Annotated in this window: 13 protein-coding genes; all 13 read right to left on the bottom strand. The window is 58.5% G+C overall.

Annotated features, from left to right (window positions below; translation table 11 throughout):
- Nucleotides 1-2 precede the first annotated feature (2 nt).
- The 13 genes from ACF8Q6_RS24490 to ACF8Q6_RS24430 all read right to left on the bottom strand — a co-directional run bounded on the left by ACF8Q6_RS24490 (nucleotide 3) and on the right by ACF8Q6_RS24430 (nucleotide 21,067).
- Nucleotides 3-7,502 (bottom strand): SDR family NAD(P)-dependent oxidoreductase, encoded by a 7,500-nt coding sequence (locus ACF8Q6_RS24490; protein WP_392494215.1) that lies wholly within the window; start codon nucleotides 7,500-7,502, stop codon nucleotides 3-5.
- Between the two features lie 521 nt (nucleotides 7,503-8,023).
- A complete protein-coding gene (rfbA, locus tag ACF8Q6_RS24485) occupies nucleotides 8,024-8,905 on the bottom strand; it encodes a glucose-1-phosphate thymidylyltransferase RfbA (RefSeq protein ID WP_014592009.1) in 882 nt (293 codons plus the stop codon).
- A complete protein-coding gene (rfbD, locus tag ACF8Q6_RS24480) occupies nucleotides 8,902-9,807 on the bottom strand; it encodes a dTDP-4-dehydrorhamnose reductase (protein WP_392490888.1) in 906 nt (301 codons plus the stop codon). Before rfbD ends, rfbA begins: the two co-directional genes overlap by 4 nt.
- Nucleotides 9,804-10,874, bottom strand: a complete 1,071-nt coding sequence (rfbB, locus tag ACF8Q6_RS24475; protein WP_392490887.1) for a dTDP-glucose 4,6-dehydratase — start codon at nucleotides 10,872-10,874, stop codon at nucleotides 9,804-9,806. Before rfbB ends, rfbD begins: the two co-directional genes overlap by 4 nt.
- A 169-nt stretch (nucleotides 10,875-11,043) precedes the next feature.
- A complete protein-coding gene (locus ACF8Q6_RS24470; protein WP_392490886.1) occupies nucleotides 11,044-13,062 on the bottom strand; it encodes a polysaccharide biosynthesis protein in 2,019 nt (672 codons plus the stop codon).
- Between the two features lie 6 nt (nucleotides 13,063-13,068).
- Nucleotides 13,069-14,082, bottom strand: a complete 1,014-nt coding sequence (locus ACF8Q6_RS24465; RefSeq protein ID WP_392490885.1) for a glycosyltransferase family 4 protein — start codon at nucleotides 14,080-14,082, stop codon at nucleotides 13,069-13,071.
- Complete coding sequence (locus ACF8Q6_RS24460; RefSeq protein ID WP_392490884.1) at nucleotides 14,079-15,068, bottom strand: UDP-glucose 4-epimerase family protein; 990 nt, start codon at nucleotides 15,066-15,068, stop codon at nucleotides 14,079-14,081. The genes ACF8Q6_RS24465 and ACF8Q6_RS24460 overlap by 4 nt, the downstream gene beginning before the upstream one ends.
- Nucleotides 15,065-16,222, bottom strand: a complete 1,158-nt coding sequence (locus tag ACF8Q6_RS24455; RefSeq protein WP_392490883.1) for a glycosyltransferase family 4 protein — start codon at nucleotides 16,220-16,222, stop codon at nucleotides 15,065-15,067. Before ACF8Q6_RS24455 ends, ACF8Q6_RS24460 begins: the two co-directional genes overlap by 4 nt.
- Nucleotides 16,223-16,287: 65 nt before the next feature.
- Nucleotides 16,288-17,238 carry an NAD-dependent epimerase/dehydratase family protein gene (locus ACF8Q6_RS24450; RefSeq protein ID WP_392490882.1) on the bottom strand — a complete coding sequence of 317 codons (951 nt, stop codon included), beginning with the start codon at nucleotides 17,236-17,238 and terminating at the stop codon, nucleotides 16,288-16,290.
- A gap of 34 nt (nucleotides 17,239-17,272) precedes the next feature.
- Complete coding sequence (locus ACF8Q6_RS24445; protein WP_392490881.1) at nucleotides 17,273-18,325, bottom strand: EpsG family protein; 1,053 nt, start codon at nucleotides 18,323-18,325, stop codon at nucleotides 17,273-17,275.
- Nucleotides 18,325-19,116 (bottom strand): glycosyltransferase family 2 protein, encoded by a 792-nt coding sequence (locus ACF8Q6_RS24440; protein WP_392490880.1) that lies wholly within the window; start codon nucleotides 19,114-19,116, stop codon nucleotides 18,325-18,327. Before ACF8Q6_RS24440 ends, ACF8Q6_RS24445 begins: the two co-directional genes overlap by 1 nt.
- A 61-nt stretch (nucleotides 19,117-19,177) precedes the next feature.
- The gene (locus ACF8Q6_RS24435; protein ID WP_392490879.1) at nucleotides 19,178-20,191 is read right to left on the bottom strand and encodes a polysaccharide biosynthesis protein; all 1,014 of its coding nucleotides are present in this window, start codon (nucleotides 20,189-20,191) and stop codon (nucleotides 19,178-19,180) included.
- A gap of 18 nt (nucleotides 20,192-20,209) precedes the next feature.
- Nucleotides 20,210-21,067, bottom strand: coding sequence for a dTDP-4-dehydrorhamnose reductase family protein (locus ACF8Q6_RS24430; RefSeq protein ID WP_392490878.1), 858 nt, complete (start codon nucleotides 21,065-21,067; stop codon nucleotides 20,210-20,212).
- Nucleotides 21,068-21,069: the final 2 nt, after the last annotated feature.

The following is a 21,069-nucleotide window of genomic DNA, read 5'->3' as shown; positions in this document are numbered from 1 at the left end:
TCTTAATCAATCAATCGGTTGGGTGCCGCGTTGCTGTCGGCCAAGGCTGCGTTCAACTGCGCCAACTCTTCGGCACTGTGCTCGCTGCCATGGCGGGCAAGCACATTCTGCGCCAGTTGCTCTTCGCCGCTGCCCGCTTCACCGCGCAGCAGCTCCAGCAAGCGTACGGCAAGCTTGTCGATGCTGGAGCTGTCGCTCAGTTCCATCACTGGCAGGCGAATACCGAAACGCTCCTCCAGCGCCACCACCAACTCAACGCTCATCAACGAATCGAGCCCCATTTCCTGCAGCGGGCGCTGGGCATCCAGACGTGCTGGCGGCAGGCGCAAAATCTCGCACACCTCGTGCTTGAGCATGTCTACGAAGCGTTCGAGCAGTTCGCCATCGTCAAGCTCCTCCAGCATGCGCTGGATGTCTTCACCGCCACCGTCATCCTCATGGTCGCCGCCATAGGCACGGGCCAGTTCGCTGAAGCGCGGTGTAGTGGCGCTCGGCAGGAAGCGCGCCAGGGCCTTGAAGTCCAGCTCCAGCACGCCATGGCCGTTATCACCCTGCAACAGCATGGCCTCGAGCTGTGCCAAGGCTGCCTCAGCCCGTAGCGCCGAGCCCCCCATGCGGCTCTGCAGGGCGTCCTTGATCTGGCTGTTGCGCGCCAGGAAACCGACATCGTCGATGGCGCCCCACAGCACGGCCGTGGCTGCCTGGCCCTGAGCACGACGGTGCCGCGCAAGGGCTTCGAGCCAGTGGTTGGCCGCCACGTAGTTGGCCTGGCCGGGGTTGCCGAACAAGGTGGTGGCCGAGGAGAACATCACGAAGAAGTCCAGCGCCAGGCCCTGGGCCAGCTCATGCAGGTACTGCGCGCCCTTGGCCTTGGGCTCCAGCACGCGACGCAACTGGTCACCGTCAAGGTTGCGGATCAGGCTGTCGTCGATCACCGTCGCGGCATGCACCAGGCCACGCAGTGGCCATGGGCTGGCGGCAATGCGATCGAACACCCCGCGCAGTTGCTCACGGTCGGTGATGTCGCACGCCACGGCCTGCACATCGATACCTTGGGCGTGCCACAACGCCAGCTGTGGTTGGGCCTCTTCACTGGCCGGGCCACGACGGCCCAGCAACACCAGGTGACGGGCACCTTTGTCGATCAGCCACTGCGCAGTACGCAAGCCAAAGCCACCCAGGCCGCCGGTGACCAGGTAGCTGGCATCGGCGGCAAGCTGCAATGCCCGCACCGGCTGCACGCGGGTGTCGACGGTTTGCTGGATCGGGTTGGCGTACGTCACCACGACCTTGCCAATCTGCCGCGCCTGCTGCATGTAACGGTAGGCCTCGACCACCTGGTTGGCGTCGAACTCGCGGAACGGCAACGGGTGCAGGATGCCCTGCTCGAACAGCTCCATCATTTCGGCGAACAGGCGGCGGGTGAGCGCGGGGCGCTCGCTCATCAGTTGGTCAGCGTCGATACCGAAATAGCTGATGTTGTTGCGGAACGGGCGCAGGCCAATACGGGTGTTCTGGTAGAAGTCGCGCTTGCCCAGCTCCAGGAAGCGACCAAACGGCTTCAGCACCTGCAGGTTGCGGTTGATGGCCTCACCGGCCAGCGAATTGAGCACCACGTCCACGCCACGCCCACCGGTGGCTGCCAGCACCTGGTCGGCATACGCCAGCGAACGGGAGTCGTAGATGTGGCTGACGCCCAGCAGGCGCAGGAAGTCGCGCTTCTCGTCGCTGCCTGCGGTGGCGTGAATTTCTGCGCCCAGCCATTTGGCGATCTGGATGGCCGCGATGCCCACACCACCGGCAGCGCCGTGGATCAGCACCTTCTCGCCCGGCTCCAGGCGCGCCAGGTGATGCAGCGCGTAGTACACGGTGAAGAAGGTACTCGGAATGGTGGCCGCCGCTTCGAACGACATCCCTTCGGGGATGCGTGCAACGGCGTTGGCGTTGGTGACCAGGCGGTTGGCGAAGCTGCAGGGGCCAAAGCCCACCACACGGTCACCCGGGGCGAAGTCGCCCACTGCCTCGGCGCCTTTGCCCTGCACCACACCGGCAAATTCGAAGCCCAGGGTAGGGCCGGAGAAGCCGTTTTCGATGGCTTCATCCGACAGCAGGCCGAGGGCGAACATCACGTCACGGAAGTTAAGGCCCGTCGCACGCACCTGAATGTCCAGCTCATCCGCCGCCGGTTGACGCGGCTCACGCACTTCCCAGCGCAGGTTGCGCAGCTGGCCCGGCAGGTCGAAGCCCAGGCACACCCACTGCGCATCGCCCACTGCGCGGCGCGGCTGGTCGGCCAGCACGCGCAGGCGCGGCACGTAGCGACGGCCTTCGGCGTCCAGGGCCAACTCGGTTTCGCTGTCGGCGTGCAGCAACGCAGGTACCGCCAGCTCGACCGCTGCCGCGTGGGCCAGATCGAGCAGGCGAATACGACAGTGCGGGGATTCGTTGGCCAGGGTACGGCCAAAGCCCCACAAGGCGGCGTCGCCGATGGCCGCAACCTCAGCGGCGGTGTCGACGCTGTACAGGTGCTCGGCAGCGCCACGGCTGAACAGCCAGCACTGCGGGGCAATCGTCAGCGCCTCACAGGCCTGTACCAGCGCGGCCGCTTGCATGCAGCGCTCGGCCTGGCCATCGAGGCCTGTGCCGCTGTCGAAACCAGCCAGGTGCAGCACATGCTCAGGGGGCTGGGCAAAGGCGCCAAGCTGAGCCGCCAGCGCCTGGGCGTCACCCGGCTGCAACAGGTCAACCTGCTGGCCCTGGGCGCGCAGTTGCTCTGCCAGGCGCTGGGCTGCGCCCTGCCCTGCTTCGGCGAGTACGGCCCAGCGCTGCACGGCCACGGGTGCAGCAGTGTCAGCACCGGCGGGCTTGTCCGCCAGCAACAGGTAGCTACCACAGGCGTTACCCGGCAACGCCTCCAGCGTGCGCAGCGCGGTCAGGCCATGCCGCTGCAGCTCATGGCTCCAGAACGCCGGGCCTTGCTGGCGCGACAACGCCTGCTGCGGGCCGGCCAGCCACCAATCTGGCTGGGCACCGAAGACGAAATCGGCCCAGCGCGCCGGGTACTGCCCAAGCAGCGCCAACTGGCCGTGCGGGTTGAGCCGACCACTGGCCAGGCGCAGGGCGTCACCCACCGTACCAAGGGGGCCAAAGTCGGTAGGCACCAGGACCCAGTCGAACGTACCGGCTTCGGCCAGTTGCTCCAGGCCAAGTACCTGTAGCGCCGGGCAATCGTCACGCAGGCGCTGCTCAAGCTCGGGCTCGGCGACGCAGTAGGCATAATCAAGGCGATCGAAATCCAGACCGGCGTACAACAGCTCGGCAAACGAAGCGCCACCAAAGCCGAATTCCAGCACACGCAGGCGCTGGCCGGGCGGCAGTTGCGCCAGGCGCGCGGCCAAGGTCTGGCCAATGCCGCTGAGCAGGTGCTGCTGCCCTGCCGCACCCAGCACCAGGCGCGCCAGGCTGGCACCACTGGTTTCGCGCGGTTGCAGAGTGTCGAAGGCCTGGCTGCCATCCAGCAACGCCGACAGATGACGGCCGATACGGCCCACGGAATGGATAATCTGGAAGTACTCGGGGTAGCTTCTGAACAGCTCTTGCCAGATAGCCTGCGAGGTCGGGCGCTCGCCCTGGTCGACCAGTTGCCAGCTGCCGTCCGCGCTACGCTGCAGGCTGCCGTCGTGCTCGGCATGGCGCAACAGCATCGCCAGGAAGTCGCCCTGGCCCTGCGACCATAGCGCGACCTGCTCGGCACTGATGCGGCCGCCGGCCTGTTCCACCGCATCGAGGACAAAGCTGCTGCACAGCACATCCAGCAGTGGCTCCACTTCATTCAGGTAACGCACCTGTGCCGGCTCGTCGGCCAGGCACTGCAAGGCCTCGGCCAGCGGCGAGCAGGCCACGGCGTTACGCTGCACAGGCACAACTGCGCCTGGCGCGGCCTGCCCCACATGGCCCATACGCTTGATGTCGCCACTGCGGTCGTACTGCAGGCGCACGGCACGCATGCGCGCATCCTTGATTGCCAGCACGGCAGCGCCGCTGGCATCGAACAGGGTGAAGTCGACCAGCAGCGAATGCGCGGTGCGCTTGCGCTGGCGCACCTCGGCCAGCACCGGCACACCGCCGGCATTGGTAAAGGCAATGCGCCCAAGCTTGACGGGGATGAACGCCAGGCCATCGTCATGCCCCTGGCGGCTGGCCAGCAGCTCGGTAATCAGCTGGAAGGCACCATCCAGCAGCGCCGGGTGCAGGTGCAGGCTTGCCAGTTCGTGTTCGATGGCAGCAGGCACGACCAACTGAGCCAGCACGCGCTCCCCTTCCACCCAGGCTGCGGCCACCGTCTGGTAAGCGGGGCCGTAGTTCAGGCCAACCGCGCAGGTCATTGCCAGGTGCTGCTCGCCGGTGAAGTCTGCCGGGCGGGCTGGCAACGCCGGTGCCCGGGTGTCCAGCAGCACACCGCGCGCTTCGCCCGGCAAGCGTGCGACCACGTGCTGTACCCAGTCTTCGCGTTGCATCAACGTGCGCGAGCTGATGCGCAATGTGCCATCGGCCTCTTCCACCTGCACGCGCACTTTCTTGCTGACCTCGCTGCTCAGCAGCAGAGGGTTGTGGATTTCCAGCTCTTCGATATCGACGAACTCGCCCGGCTGGTGCAGTTGCGCCACGGCCAGGGCCAGCTCGGTAAAGCCTGCACCCGGGAACAGTACCGACTCACCCACCTTGTGGTCGGCCAGGGTCGGGTACTGCTGGGTATCCAGGCGGTTTTCCCAGGTCAGCGCTTGGTCCGTTACCGGGTAACCCAGCAACGGGTGCACGCGCTCGTGGCTCAGCGGGCCATAGGCCTCGGCAGTGACCGGCAAGCTGAAGTGATCGCGCTGCCAGGCGTAGTTAGGCAGGCGCAGCGGGCGCCCCGTCACCGGGAAGCGTGCCTGCCACTGTGGCTCCACGGCGGCAATCTGCAGGCGGGCTACGGTACGTTCCAGCAGCAGCGGACTGTGGTCGTTGCGCTTGAGGGTGCCAATCACCTGCCCCGGTTGTTCGCACTCGGCCAGCACATCGCTGACGTAGCTGCGCAGAATCGCATGCGGGCCCACTTCGACGAACAGGTTAAGGCCATTGCGCACCAAGGCAGCCAGCGCGCCCTGGAACAGCACCGGGAAGCGAATGTTCTGCCACCAGTACTGGCTGTCCAGGCGTTCGCCGTTCAACTGGCCACCGACGACAGTGGAGTAGAACGGAATCTTCGTAGCCTGCGGGCGGATATGCGCGAGGTCGTCGATAACCGCTTGCTTGATCGGGTCCATGGCCGGCGAGTGGAAGGCGTAGTCCAGGTCCAGGCGACGGGCGAATACCTGGCGCTCTTCCAGGGCCGCCTCCAGCAGTGCCAGGGCGTCGACCTCACCGGCCACAGTGGCGCCGCGGGCGCTGTTCTCGCCCGCCACCACCAGGCGGCCGTCCAGTTTCAGTTCGGCAATCAGCTGCGCCGTGGCTTCACCCGAGAGGCCGACCGCCGTCATCTTACCGGTACCACGGGTCAGGCCCTGCAGGCGGCTGCGGTGGTAGATGACCTGGGTGGCGTCCTCCAGGCTCAACGCGCCGCTGGCCCAGGCCGCGGCCACTTCACCCACACTGTGGCCAATCACCGCCACCGGGTGGATGCCTTCGGCAGCCAGCACTTTGGTAACCGCCACTTGCAGGGCAAACAGCGCAGGCTGGGCGATTTCGGTACGTGCATAACGGCCTTCGCCGTTGTCGCCCAGCAGCTCGGCGCGCAGCGAGTAGCCCGCCAAGGGCTGGAACAACGCGTCCACTTCATCCACGGCGGCGGCGAACAGCGGCTGGTCGAGCATCGCCCGGCCCATGCCCTGCCATTGCGAGCCGTTGCCGGAATAGACAAATACCGGTGCCGAGGCGCCGTCCAGGGCCTGGCCGGCCTCCAGCACTGCGCTCAGTTCGCTGAGGGTCGGGTCCTGGGCATAGTCGTCCAGCGCCTGGGCAGCTTCGGCTGCAGTGTCGCAAACCAGCAGCAGGCGATGGCTGTGCGCATCCCGGCGGAACATCGCCTGGTAGGCCACATCGTAATAGTCGGCCTGCGGCTGCCCGGCCAGGTAGGCGGCAAAGCGCTCTGCGGTTGCGCGCAGGCCTTCTTCGCTCTTGGCACTGAGCAGTAACGGCACGCGCCGGGCGCTGGCCGCTTGCGCTACCGGCGCCTGTAGCTCGGGGCTTTGCAGGATGACATGGGCGTTGGCGCCGCCAAAGCCGAACGAGTTCACCCCCACGGTCAACTGGCCATCGGCTTTCAGCGGCAGGGGCTCGGTGACCACCTGCAGGTTGAGGTCGGCGAACGCGATGTTCGGGTTGAGCGCCTGCACGCCAATGGTAGCGGGCACGGTACGCTCAGCCAGGCAGTTCAGTGCCTTCATCAGGCCAGCCACGCCAGAGGCGGCTTCAAGGTGCCCGAGGTTGCTTTTCACCGAGCCGATTGGCAGCGGGTTGCCGGCGCCGCGCGCCTGGCCCAGCGCCTCGCCGATGGCGCGGGTTTCGATCGGGTCCCCCACAGCGGTACCGGTGCCGTGGGCCTCCAGGTAGTCCAATTGCTCGGGGGCGATGCCGGCCTGGGTGTAGGCGCGCTTGAGCAACGCCGCCTGGGCCTCGGCATTGGGCAGGGTCAGGCTGGACTTGCGCCCGTCGGTGTTCACCGCACTGGCCGCCACCACTGCCAAAATGGTGTTTCCATCGGCCACTGCCTGGTCGTAGTCCTTGAGCAGGAACAACCCGCCGCCTTCGGAGCGGGCGTAACCGTCGCCGTTTTCGTCGAACGACTGGCAGCGCCCGGTGCGCGACAGCATGGTCGCCTTGGCGAAGATCATGAAACCGAACGGGTGCATGTGCAGGCTGATACCGCCCGTCACGGCTTGGTCGACATCACCGCTGAGGATGGCCTGGCACGCCTGGTGGAAGGCCACCAGCGACGACGAGCAGGCGGTGTCGATGGCCATGCTCGGGCCTCGCAGGTCGTAGAAAAACGACAGGCGGTTGGCCGCGATACTCATGGTGTTGCCGGTCGCCGTGGCGCCATCGATGGCCGACAGGTCCTCGAGCAGGCGGTAGGACTGCTCGACACCGGCGATACCCAGGTACACGCCACAGTTGCTGCCACGCAGGCTGGACGGCTTGACCCCGGCGTTCTCGAAGGTTTCCCAGCACATTTCCAGCAGCATGCGCTGCTGCGGGTCCATCATCGCGGCTTCACGCGGCGAGATGCTGAAGAAGCCAGCGTCGAAAGCGCTGATATCACCCAGGGTGCCTGAGGCGAAGGTGTAGCTGGTTGCAGGGCTGGCCTTGTCCGGGTGCAGGAACTCGCGTTTGTTCCAACGCGACGGGTCAACCTGGGTCACCAGGTCGCGGCCCTCCATCAGGTTTTGCCAGAAGCCTGCATTGGAAGAGCCAGGAAAACGGTACGCACAACCAACGATTGCAACCTTTCTACGCTTGATCAAAACCTATTCCTTCAAATCTCATCGGGCACCGTCCCATCCGTCGGACAGCCGGCATGCCTGGCCCGGCCACGAAACTGGCCAGTCGTTATATGTCACTGATGATTGTCTGGGTACCTGAAACTGCCATGCACGCACCGGGCGCAAGACTCATGGTCTGGGACTCGCGTGGGAATGTTCAGATTTGTGTATGCGGATGATACGCGGGTTGCCGGGGTGGGAAAACCCTGGGGTGAGGGATGGTTCACGTATCGGCGCAGGAGCGGGTTTACCCGCGAATTCGGTGGTGGAGGCGACGGTGAATGGCCGGAGGAGATTGGCCAGCAGGGCCGGCCCTTTCGCGGGTGAACCCGCTCCTACAGCGGCCTGTGCCGCCCTCGATGCGTGTGTAGGAGCGGGTTTACCCGCGAATACGGTAGCGCCGGCAACGGTGAACGGCGGGTGGAAATTGGCCAGCAGGCCCGGCCCCTTCGCGGCTTGAACCGCCCGTGGAATGGCGGCTCCACCCCGCCGAGGTTGTTACCTCAATAAACCGTGCCTTGAATCAAACGCAGCAGATACTGGCCATAACCGGTCTTGGCCAGCGGTGCTGCCAGCGTTTCCAACTGTTGGGCATCGATCCACCCCTGCCGGAATGCCACCTCTTCGGGGCAGGCCACCTTCAGCCCTTGCCGCCGCTCGATCGTCGCGATATACCCGCTTGCCTCAAGCAACGAGTCATGCGTCCCGGTATCCAGCCAGGCATACCCGCGCCCCATGATCTCTACCGACAAACGGTGCTGCTCCAGGTACGCGCGGTTCACGTCGGTAATCTCCAGCTCACCACGCGCGGATGGCCGAATGCTTTTGGCAATCTCGATAACGTCGTTGTCGTAGAAGTACAACCCGGTCACGGCATAGTTGGACTTGGGTTTGGCCGGTTTTTCTTCCAGGCTGATGGCATTACCCTGCCCGTCGAATTCGACCACGCCATAACGCTCGGGGTCTTGCACGTGATAGGCGAACACACTGGCGCTGCCCTGGCGGTCCATCGCGTTGCGCAGCAACTGCTGGAAGTCGTGGCCGTAATAGATGTTGTCACCCAGCACCAGCGCGGTGGGGGCGTTGCCGAGGAAGTCTTCGCCAATCAGGAACGCCTGGGCCAGGCCGTCCGGGGATGGCTGCACGGCGTAGGTGATGTTGATACCCCAGCGGTGGCCGTTGCCCAGCAGCTGCTCGAAGCGCGGGGTGTCTTGCGGGGTGGAGATGATCAGGATGTCATGAATGCCCGCCAGCATCAGGGTGGTCAGCGGGTAATAGATCATCGGCTTGTCGTACACCGGCAACAGTTGCTTGGAAATTGCCAGGGTCGCCGGGTGCAGGCGGGTACCCGACCCACCTGCCAGAATAATGCCTTTACGCTTCATAGTGGTCCTTTCTCGTGGATTTCCGTCAGCATGCGAGCCACACCCAGGCGCCAATCTGGCAGGGTCAGGGCAAAGGCCTTCTGCAGTTTATGGGTATCGAGACGCGAGTTGGCCGGCCGCATGGCCGCCGTCGGGTAGGCCTCTGTGGTCAAGGGGGTGACGTTCTCGGCATGAGCTTTCAGCGGCACGCCATGGACCGCCGCTTGCTCCAGTACGTAACGGGCATAGCCGCACCAGGTGGTTTCACCCTCAGCGGCCAGGTGGTACAGGCCAGCCAGGGATGGGTTGCGGCGCGTGGCGACAATGGCGTGCGCGGTGATGTCGGCGATCAGTTCTGCACCCGTCGGGGCACCGTGCTGGTCATCGATCACGCCCAGGCTGTCACGCTCCGCAGCCAGGCGCAGCATGGTTTTGGCGAAATTGTTGCCGCGTGCGGCATACACCCAGCAGGTGCGGAAAATCAGGTGCTGGCAACCGGCAGCCTGGATCGCTTGCTCGCCGGCCAGCTTGCTGGCGCCATAGGTATTCAATGGGTCAACGGCATCGTCTTCGCGCCAAGGCTGGGTGCCCTGCCCCGGGAACACGTAGTCGGTGGAGTAATGTACCAGTAGCGCGCCACATTCGGCGGCAGCGCGGGCCAGCACGCCGACGGCGTCGGCGTTTACCTTGAAGGCTTGCTCACGGTCACTCTCGGCCTTGTCCACGGCAGTGTAGGCCGCCGCATTGACGATGACATCGGGGGCATAGACACGGACCGTTTCGGCCAGGCCAAGCAAGTTGGCCAGGTCGCCACAGTACGCCTGGCTGCGAGCGTTCAGCGCCAGCAACTGCCCCAGTGGGGCCAGGCTGCGTTGCAGTTCCCATCCTACCTGACCGTCCTTACCCAGCAGCAGCACCTTCATGCAGAACGCCCTGCGTAGTTTTTTTCTACCCAGTCGCGGTAACTGCCAGACTGCACGTTCTGCACCCAGTCCTGATTGTCGAGGTACCAGGCCACGGTTTTGCGGATGCCGGTTTCGAACGTTTCCGCAGGCTTCCAGCCAAGCTCCTGCTCCAGCTTGCGGGCATCGATGGCATAACGGCGGTCGTGACCTGGACGGTCGCTTACATAGGTGATCTGTTCGGCGTAGGGCTTGCCGTCGGCGCGTGGGCGCAGTTCGTCCAGCAGCGCGCATACGCGGTTGACGATGTCCAGGTTGGGCTTTTCATTCCAGCCGCCGACGTTGTACACCTCACCAGCTTTGCCGGCCTCCAGTACGCGGCGGATGGCGCTGCAGTGGTCCTTTACGTACAACCAGTCGCGAATCTGCTGACCGTCGCCATACACCGGCAGCGGCTTGCCGGCCAGGGCGTTGACGATCATCAGCGGGATGAGCTTTTCCGGGAAGTGATAAGGGCCGTAATTGTTCGAGCAATTGGTGGTCAGCACCGGCAGGCCGTAGGTGTGGTAGTACGAACGCACCAAGTGGTCGCTGGCAGCCTTGCTGGCCGAGTACGGGCTGTTAGGCTGGTACTGGTGGGTTTCAGTGAAAGCCGGTTCGGCGGCAGTCAGAGAGCCATACACTTCGTCGGTAGACACATGCAGGAAGCGGAATGCCTGCCGCGCCGGCTCATCAAGGCCGCCCCAGTATGCACGCGCGGCTTCCAGCAACTGGAACGTGCCGACGACGTTGGTTTCAATGAAGGCTTGCGGGCCATGGATCGAGCGGTCGACGTGGGACTCGGCGGCAAAGTTGATGATGGCGCGGGGCTGATGGGCATTCAGTAATTCCGCGACCAGCCGGCTATCGGCAATGTCGCCGTGCACGAAGATATGGCGCTTGTCGCCCTGCAGGCTGCTCAGGGTCTGCAGGTTGCCTGCATAGGTGAGTTTGTCCAGGTTGACCACGGGTTCGTCATCGCCGGCCAGCCAGTCCAAAACGAAGTTCGCCCCGATAAAGCCTGCACCGCCGGTTACCAGAATGGTCATGTTTGTCTGCTTCCGTTGTCAGGGTCTGCGCTTCCACTTTCAGGATTCTAGACTGTCGGCGGTTGATTCGAGAGCGAAGACGATGGCAACGTGATATTCAGGCTGGAATGGCGGAGATACAGGGGCCGCGCTGCGGCCCTGTGGAAGCAGGATTACCTGCAAAGCAAGGTCAAGGCTCCAGGCGCCGCTGCTGGTAAATCCAGTCGACAATCTCGCCTTCCGGCGAATAGCCGCTCACGGTTTCACGCAGCAACTGCCGTACCCGCACAAAGTCATCCACCGCCGCTGCCGCCATCAGCTGCCGCAGGAACTCCTTGAGCGTATCCCAGGGCAGGAAGTCTTCATTGGCACTCATGATCATCGGGTGACGGGTCGCAATGACGTTATCGCCAATCAGCAACTCTTCATACAGCTTTTCCCCCGGACGCAACCCGGTGAACTCAATGGCAATATCACCCATCGGGTTACGCTCGGAGCGCACACTGAAGCCCGACAGGTGAATCATCTTCTCGGCCAGTTCCACAATTTTCACCGGCTCGCCCATGTCCAGCACGAACACATCGCCACCCTTGCCCATGGAGCCGGCCTGAATTACCAGCTGCGCGGCCTCGGGAATGGTCATGAAGTAGCGGGTGATCTTGGGGTGGGTGACGGTAAGCGGGCCGCCCGCCTTGATCTGCTTGTGGAACAGTGGAATCACCGACCCCGATGAGCCCAGCACGTTACCGAAGCGCACCATGGTGAAGCGGGTCTTGTTCACCTGCGAAACGTTGCTGCTGTCGCCAAACAGCACCGGCGCCACTTCACGGCTCAGCGCCTGCAGGGTCATCTCGGCCAGGCGTTTGGTGCTGCCCATCACATTGGTCGGGCGCACGGCCTTGTCGGTGGAAATCAGCACGAAGTTGGCAACCCCGGCCTGCAACGCGGCCTGGGCAGTGTGCAGTGTGCCGATGACATTATTCATCAGGCCTTCGGTGATGTTGTGCTCCACCATCGGCACGTGCTTATAGGCGGCTGCGTGATAGACAGTATCGACGTGCCAGGTGCGCATGATGTCCAGAAGCTGGGACTGGTTGCGCACCGAGCCCAGCATGGGTACTAGGCTGACCGTAAGGGATTCACGGGCAACACGCTGCTCCAACTCGGAGAGGATGCTGTAGAGGTTGAATTCACTGTGATCGAACAACAGCAGGGTTTTTGGCCCCTGGCCCAATATCTGCCGGCACAGTTCCGAGCCGATGGAGCCGCCGGCACCGGTTACCAGTACGATCTGATCGACGATGCAGCGCTCCAGCAGGTCAGCCTGTGCCGGGACGGCATCGCGACCCAATAGGTCGGCAATATCTACTTCCTGGATGTCGTCCACCTTTACTTTACCGCTGGCCAGGTCCAGGAAGCTGGGAATACTGCGCACGTGCAGCGGGTAGCCTTCAAGGAAGTTAAGGATTTCGCGACGGCGAGTGCGGGTAGAGGACGGTATGGCTAGCAGGATTTCCTGCGCTCCCGTGGCATCGATCATGTCCTGTAACTGGTCGGGGCGGTAGACCTGCAAGCCGGCAATCACCCGGTCGGTGATGCTGGGGTCATCGTCGATGAAGGCAACCGGGCGCAGGGCCTTGTCAGACCGCAGGGCGGCAGCAAGCTGATTGCCAGCACCACCGGCGCCATAGATGGCGACCCGCGGCAGGCTGTCGCCACGGCCATTATTGGCAAAAGGAACGTGCTGCACTGCAGCGGCAAACCAGTCACCCAAGAAATACTGCCGCATGGCCAGGCGAAGACCGCCGATCATGATCAGGCTCAACCACCAGTAATTGAAGGTTATGGACCGTGGCACAACATTCTGGTGGTTGCTAGCCCAGTAGATGATGAAGCCGAGAATGAGCGCCGAGAGTGTCACGGCCTTGATGATGGCGATCAAGGCGTCGTTACCGAAATATCTCATCACCGCACGGTACAAGCCGAAGCGAATGAACAACGGAATGGACACCAAAGGAGCAGTGAGGAACAGCCATGCATGGTCGATTATGGGGTTAGCCATCTCTTCAATGCCTAGACGGACCACAAACGCGAGCCAGAGCGCCACCCATATCAGCAGCACATCAGTAGACAATTGCAGCATCCGTTTCTGGCGCCGCGTAAGCTGTAGAAGCCAACTGCGCATCTTGTTATCGCCTCCTGGTCTCATAGATAGTCAGGCCTCCCGCCGTCCGGCGTTAAACTTTGCCGCCAGTACACATAGCGGCGCATAGGCGATCAGTAGACCGCCAACTCCGTCAAGGAGCCCCGATCCCACCAGCAACGCGAGTGGTGTCAGCCAGAGTACATTGATCAACAGCACAGTGAGAGTGACTACTCTGTGGCTTTTGTAGTGCCTGGCCGCATACTGATAGCCGTGGCTGCGATGTGCCTCGTGGACCTTCTCCCCACGCAGGAGCCTTCGAATCAGGGTCCAGGTTGCATCAACAACGAATACTCCTAGCAGTATTAGCCAACTCCAGAAAAAAGCAGGCGAAATCCAAGCAGCCTGCAGGGCCAGTAGCCCCATCATGATCCCGAGGAAACCACTGCCGGCATCGCCCATGAAGATCTTCGCTGGAGGGAAGTTCCAGATCCAGAAACCTGCCACTGCGGCCAGCAACAAGCCGCAAAGCCACAGTTGCGATGCCTGCCCGCCCAGCCAATAGAGCAATGCGCCACCGATGCATGCCGTCACGGCCTGGCCACTGGCCAAGCCATCAATTCCATCCATGAAATTGTTCAAATTGAGTAACCAGACCAAATACACGGCCGCAAGAACGCTTCCCACCCACCCCAGATCTATAACCGTTCCAAAGAGCTCAAGGGGGGGAGCACCTGCCATCCAGAACAAGCCCCAGGCCGCGGCAGAAAAATGCCCGAGCAATCGCCAGCGTGCAGGCACATGACCATGGTCATCAAGAAACCCTATCAGCGCTGCGATCAGACCTGCCCCGAAAAGCCCTACTGCTAGAGCGCCAGGCAACACTCCCACGATTCCAAGTACTACCAACCCTAAAAGGAACGACAACACAATAGCAACGCCACCACCACGAGGCGTGGGCACGGTGTGGGAACTGCGTGCATTCGGCACATCTATCATGCTCGCTGAGAGCGCATAGCGACGAAGGGCGGCGGTTAAAAAATATGAAAGAATTGCGGTAATGGGTAATAGCAACCAAAGGCTCATTTGGATTCCTGCTGACGATATGCTTTGACGGTTCGCTTCAATTCATCGGATACCGAAGACTGCGGCTGCCAACCGAGCAACCGTCTATTTTTTTCAATGTCTATCGTCAGTGAGCCACACAGTCGGCGAAATTCTGCCTTTTTCCCAACCAAGGCTGCCAGCCCCAGCAAAAATGACACCGGGAACGGTATCAAACGGGATGATTTACCTAGCGCGCCTGCTACTTTCGATAACAGAGCTGGCGTCGACAGATCCTGGCCATCTGACACGAGGAATATCTGATTGCCAGCGTTTGGGTGGTCAATGCAATGAATCAGGAGGGAAATGAGGTTACTCAATCCCACCAGGCTTCTGCTGTTGTGCACTGACGCCAAAGGCAACGGTATACCTCGATCCATCCATTTGACCATCTTAAGAAAATTCGCCTTTACCCCTGGACCGTAGATCAGTGGTGGTCGAACAATCACGACATCCATTGCGCTCTCCGCTGCCAAGGCCAGCAAACCCTGCTCGGCCTCCCACTTGGATATACCGTAGGGATCAGTCGGTGAACAGTTGTCCTGCGCGTTGAAAGGAGCTTCGCTCGTTTCCTCACCATTAACCTTGATGGAGCTCAAGTAGATGAATCGACGGACACCAGCACTCGCTGCCTGGCGGGCGAGTGCAAGCGTTCCATCTACATTCACGCGACGAAAAGCAGCCAAGGGATCGTTCGTAGTTTCATTCATTACGTGAACACGCGCCGCGCAATGTACGACAACATCAACGTTTTCCAGCGCGGCCTTCCAATCAGTCTCGCCGTTGATCGAAGGCACACATACCGCGTCTACCAGAGTGCTGATCGCTTCTGGCCTCTCACGGTACTGTGCGACTACGTCAAAACGCCCAGTCTCTATAAGCCCGTTCAACAGCGCGCCCCCCACAAAACCGGTGGATCCCGTCACCAGAATGCGCTCACCGGCTGACAGTTCTGCTGAATGACTCACTTGTAAAATCCTTCATATTGTTGGATTAAAAGCGCTGAGCAGTGCCTGGAATCGAAGTCCCTTCTCGCACGCTCTCTTGCCTTTGTGGACATGCTAATCAGCCGCTGGGGGTGCGACAGTAGAGCATCTATCGCATCGGATAAAGCACCGGGGTTACGGACAGGCACCAATAGCCCCGTTTCGCCATTGACGACAGCATCATTAAGGCCATAGATATCCGTTCCAACTGTTGGAAGGCCCATCGCTGCTGCTTCGATAACTACCGTACCGAAACCTTCCCGATAGCTCGGCAAACAGAGCAAATCGGCCGCTGCCATAAATTTTTCAGGCAATTCCTGCAGGCCAAGCACCTTTACGTGCGCGGTCCCCGCTGCAAAATGAGACTCGACAACCTCTCGCCCTTCAGCCTCATAAGGCCCGACCAGCACGAGAAAAAGGTCCGCATGCACTGCCCTCAGCGTGGTGAAAGCCTCCATGAGTTCACCTATACCCTTTTCTGGAGTGACCCTCCCAACAAAGAGAAGAACTTTGGCATCCTGAGGAATTTCGAGTTCGTTTCTGGTCTGCGCAATCACCTCCGGTGAAAAACGCTGACGGTCAAATCGATCCATATCAACACCCGCCAGTGAACCGAAGCCAATCACTGACACTTTCTCTTGATGAATCACACCTTCTCGAACGAGAAACTCTCGCTGGCTGACACTGTCGGCGTAGTTGTGGGTATTTAATCTGGCGATTAGCGCGTCGCAAAATTTTAGCAGGTGCTTTTTGAACCCATTCATGGTTACCCAAGGCTGGCCTGTGAAGGTGTGCAAACGTATCTTGACACCTGCGATCCGCCCAGCAATAGCCGCTAGCAGTCCTGCTTTAGGCGTCGTGGAGTGAACGATGTCATAACCCTGCTTCCTGAACAAGATGATAAGCTTTATCAGGCTCCGCAAATCCTTCAACGGGCTGATTTCACGGGCTATCTCGACAGGTATAAAATTCAGATCCTTCCTTGACTGAAGCACTCCACTCATGTCGTCGTTACTGGCGATCACGTCGACCTCTGCTCCCGCTTCATTTAGCGCTCGCAATTGAGCGCTGAGCTGCGTAACCACAAAAAACGGGACAGTAGAAATCCGTGCTACCCGCAAACCCTTAATTGACATACTGTTAGATTCCAATGCGCCAGTCACAGATAAAATTACCCAATAGCCTTCAATTCATAATTCCATTATTTTTGGATCACTTCACATATGTGCAAGGGGACGCTGTACTTAGGCGTAAAATTCAAATCGTTGCGTATTTTCTCCGCAGGATAAGAAGTTTTATTTACTAGGGCATCTACTCGACTTTGTGTTAACGGCAAACGCATCATGTTCCCAGCAAGCCAAACAGCCACTCTGACTAGCCACTCCGGCAACCACCATTGCGGCGCCTGAACACCTTGACAATCTGCAAGTGCCTCGACCACGTCCCTCAGCCTGCAATCATTGGACAAGTTGTAGATTTGCCTCGCTGCACGTGGCTCAATCGAACAACAGGCAAGGGCTGCTGCAACGTCATTCGCATGAATGTAAGTGGCAATCGCTTCTTCGCGCCCAACGTAGAAGAACATCTTTTTACAAATGATCCTGGCCAACTGACGAATGGAACCATTGGGCATGTCACAAGCAAACACATTGGACGGTCGAAGTATTACCCAGTCACCCGACTCTCCCTGCAATGCAGCATGAGACATGATCAGCTTGTCCGCATCGGTCTTGGTAATCTCGTACATTCCTTGAGGATTAGGTGCGGTCTGCTCGGTGACCACTCGTCTTTTGCCCGCCGCTGGTCCATACGCGCCAACACTGCTCAATTGTACCCAGCGAACGTGAGGCGCCCCCCGGCCCCTGCGGCCAAGGGCATCGAGTAGGCGCTTTACCGCGCTCACATGCAAAGCGGGCATTAATTGCTCATTCTTGATTTCACCCGCACAATTGATGATCACATCACAGCCATCTACAAGACGTTCAACGTCCAGCGTATCACTCGTGAGATCCCCCACTAGCACTTCCAGTTTTTCACTGGATGCTTTCCCGGGCTTACGGGTCAACATTCGAATCGAGTGCGCTTGCTCGGCGAGGACCGTCATCAAACGTCCCCCAATGAAGCCATTTGCGCCCAATACTAGGATTTTCAAGTTCCCGCTCCTATCACAACCTTGCGACACCAACTTACAGGCCGCCGAGTGCATCCAGTAAATGATAAGGCAAAAAAGGGCTAGGACCCTGCCCCATTTCCTGGAGATAGTTCCTGTAACTAGCCACCATTGACAAGATCCCAACTGCCGATAGCCCTATTTTTATCGCCCAGTCCAAGGAGCGCTCATTATCGTTATACGCTACCAGAACGGCTAATGGCAGCGAGAACGACAACAAATCGAGAAATCGCAACCCAGCATAACTAATGCTTGCTAACGCAAAAAATGCGATTGTTAAAACAGTAGTAAGAATCACTAACTTTATTTTGTCGCTGCGCGGCAGGCGCGAAGCCACAACCGCCATGAGCATGACTGCAATGACCGCCACCTTACTCATGCCAGAAAACTTTCCAGGTGATGAAACTGCACTGTAAGCACTGAGCTTCATCAGGAAATAATCACTTTTAAGGACCAGTAACAACGCCACGCACACCACAAAACCAAGGCCGGCAATTAAACTGCTCCAGCGCGCCCACGGGACGCGCAACATCATCAGATAGGCGACGTTAAAAATCGAGGAATAATGAAACCCCAAAGCGAGCAACGAAAAACCTACCCGTCTTGAGTAACGAATCCGTCGAGCATATTGGAATGCTAAAAGCAAAAACACACTGGCCAAACCTAATCGCAATGTGTTCATGCTGTACTGATAAATAAAGGAAGGTAAGAAACAGGACAACAAAAAAAATCGCTCATTCGCATTGGAGCGCAACAAATAATAAAAAAGAACAATAAATAGCAAAAGACCAAATAATCTCACTGCGCCAACAGAAGAGCCTGTAACGCCCATGAAAATCCAGCCCAGGAAAGTAAAGGCAGGCTCAACCCCTCCCGCCAAAGGATCCAAGGTAGCCAAACCCAACAACCACTCATAGGTGTTAGTATCCGTACCAACAGCACCGCGCAATACAGCTACTACTGCAACAAACAAAATCACCAAAGCAACAGGAATACGGCTCCTGTTCTTGGTAATTTCAGAAGCAACTAGCGCCAACAGCATCATTGCCCAGCCGAAGATATAAATCATTAACGTCTTCGCACATATGAGTTTACGACACGTCGGGCAAACTTCAGCATCGACCACGACACGGCCAACAAAAATGGCAGGATTCCAATTCTCTTTTCCCGCAACAGCGCGCCATGAACACCTAATTCACCCAACTCCATAGACCATAACTGCCCGCTCAAACCAGAATCCCCATAAACAGGTTTAAAGGTTTTGACCAACGGAAAATCCATATTGCAACACACACCCCCCTTAAAAAGGATATCAGACCAGAGCTGATAATCCTCACAGTAGCGCTTTCCTTGTTTAAATCGACTTTTCACGCCATGCTGGAGCATTACCGATGATGTAGTAAATTGATTAGAAAACAGTAGCTGTCGCTTTGTTACCTGGGTACAACTCACTTCCTCTACAGCCGGCTCTCGCTGCATCCCCGAAGCAAATTTTTGCCCCAACAAAGTTACTTCGGGGTGCTGTTCAAGCCAGTTGTACTGAAGTTCTACTTTTCGAGCATGCCAACAATCATCAGAGTCTAAGAAGGCCACATACTTGCCGCTCGCCTGTGCCCAGCCTGCATTGCGTGCGTTCCCTGGCCCACCATTCCGCGGCAGTTTAATCACTTTTATCCAACCTGCCGGGTATTTTTGCTGCTCGGCATACAGTTGTTCAAGCGTATCATCTGGGCTACAGTCATCAACCAAAATTACTTCGATCGGTCTTAGGGTTTGCGTAAACACCGATTCGACCGCACGCGAAATTGATGCTTTGCTCCGATAGCAAGGAACAATTACACTGACAGAAGCCTTTGTCACTGCGAACCACCTTTTCCAGCACCATTAAAGATAATGCACTGCAACCACAGAGACATCGCAGTCAAACCTTCAACTCTTGCTGAATATACTCCAACCTCAACAACGTCTCCTTGATTTCTTCGATGGACAGCAGCGTTGTATTATGGGAGGTGTAGTCATCAAGCTGAGAGACCTCCTGCTCGCCATCAGAAGCATACTTCTCATAATTCAGATCGCGATTGTCGGCAGGGATCCGATAGTACCGCCCCATGTCCTCAGCCTTAGCCATCTCTTCGCGAGATATCAATGATTCGTAGAGCTTTTCGCCGTGCCGGGTACCAATCACCTTGACTTCACTGTTTGATACAAAGAGCTGCTTGAGCGCTTCCGCCAAATCTCCCACTGTCGAAGCGGGCGCTTTCTGAACAAAGATATCACCTTGCTGGGAGTGCTCAAACGCGTGCAAAACCAGATCGACCGAGTCTTCCAATGACATCAGAAAACGGGTCATATTGGGGTCTGTGACCGTCAACGCCTGCCCACACTTAAGTTGATTCACAAATAGCGGAATCACTGACCCGCGGGACGCCATGACATTGCCGTAACGAGTGGCACATATAACGGTGGGTGAAGTATCGGGAATCATCCGAGATTTCGCGATTACCAACTTCTCAGCTAGAGCCTTGGAAATACCCATCGCATTTATGGGATAAACCGCTTTATCAGTACTCAAAACAACAACGCGTTTGACCTTACACTCAACCGCCGCATTGAGAACATTTTCAGTCCCCATGACATTGGTTTTCACGGCCTCCATTGGAAAAAACTCACAAGATGGAACTTGCTTTAGTGCTGCAGCGTGAAAAATATAATCCACGCCCACCATTGCCTGGATAAGGCTGCTATAGTCCCGAACATCGCCAATATAAAACTTTACCTTGTCGTTACCCAAGGCGATACGCATGTCTTCTTGTTTTTTTTCATCGCGACTGAATATTCTTATTTCTTTAACATCAGTATCCAAAAAGCGCTTTAGCACTGTATTACCGAACGATCCAGTGCCACCGGTAATCATCAATACTTTATTTTTGAACATATATTTGCCCTGAAAAATCTATTTAAAGTCGCGCATGCTAGATATCAAATCATCCCAACAGGGAGGCACATATCCGACAGCTTCTCGGAAACGTGTCGAATCGAGAGACCGGTCAATGACTACCTCATCATCGGCTGTAATAGTGATAGCCTTACCATAAATCCTCGCGACTTTACTTAACAGCGAATACTTATCAATGGCATCAGCTGACACGTGATAAAGGCCGCTTAATTCAGTATTAGGCAAGACGAGATTGCCGATGATCCGACCTAATTCAACGGTGGGCAAACCTGAGAAAATCGCTCGCTGATAACCCTTCACAGGACCTGTTTGCGACAAGAACCAGTCAATGAGTGATTTGCTACTGCTCAGCTCATGACCAATAATGGAAGTCCTAAGTGTAATGGCATTGGTCGCATCAGTGACCTCGCCAATATACTTCGACTTACCATAAAGGTCCTCTGCATCAGACGGGTCTGACTCAATGTACATCCCTCGAGTTCCGGCGTATACGCAATCCGTACTAATATGAACTAGACGAGCGCCAATCAAACTGGCTATTTTTTGCAGCCGATGGGGTAGCAAAGAATTGATCGGCAGTACAGCAAGCGGATCGTTTGCAGTTGCCAGTTGCTTTATTAAACCGGTGCAATTGATTATTACGTCAGGACGGTGCTGATTAAACAGTGCTAAAATCTCATCCTGGTTAAGCACATCGATACCCACCTGAATGCGCACCTGCTCAGCCGGTGAGAAAAATCGTAACACCCCCGCACTACGGACGGTACCACACACGTCGTAGCGTGGATCAGACGCCAGATGCCTGAATACCGCGCTACCTAACATCCCGGACGCACCGAGCACCATGATTTTCATTG

This window comes from Pseudomonas sp. GLN_2 (genome assembly GCF_043106005.1).
In the GTDB taxonomy this organism is placed as follows: Bacteria; Pseudomonadota; Gammaproteobacteria; order Pseudomonadales; family Pseudomonadaceae; genus Aquipseudomonas; species Aquipseudomonas alloputida.
The sequence above is the reverse complement of the archived record's forward strand: the minus strand, read 5'-3'. Positions and strand labels throughout refer to the sequence as shown.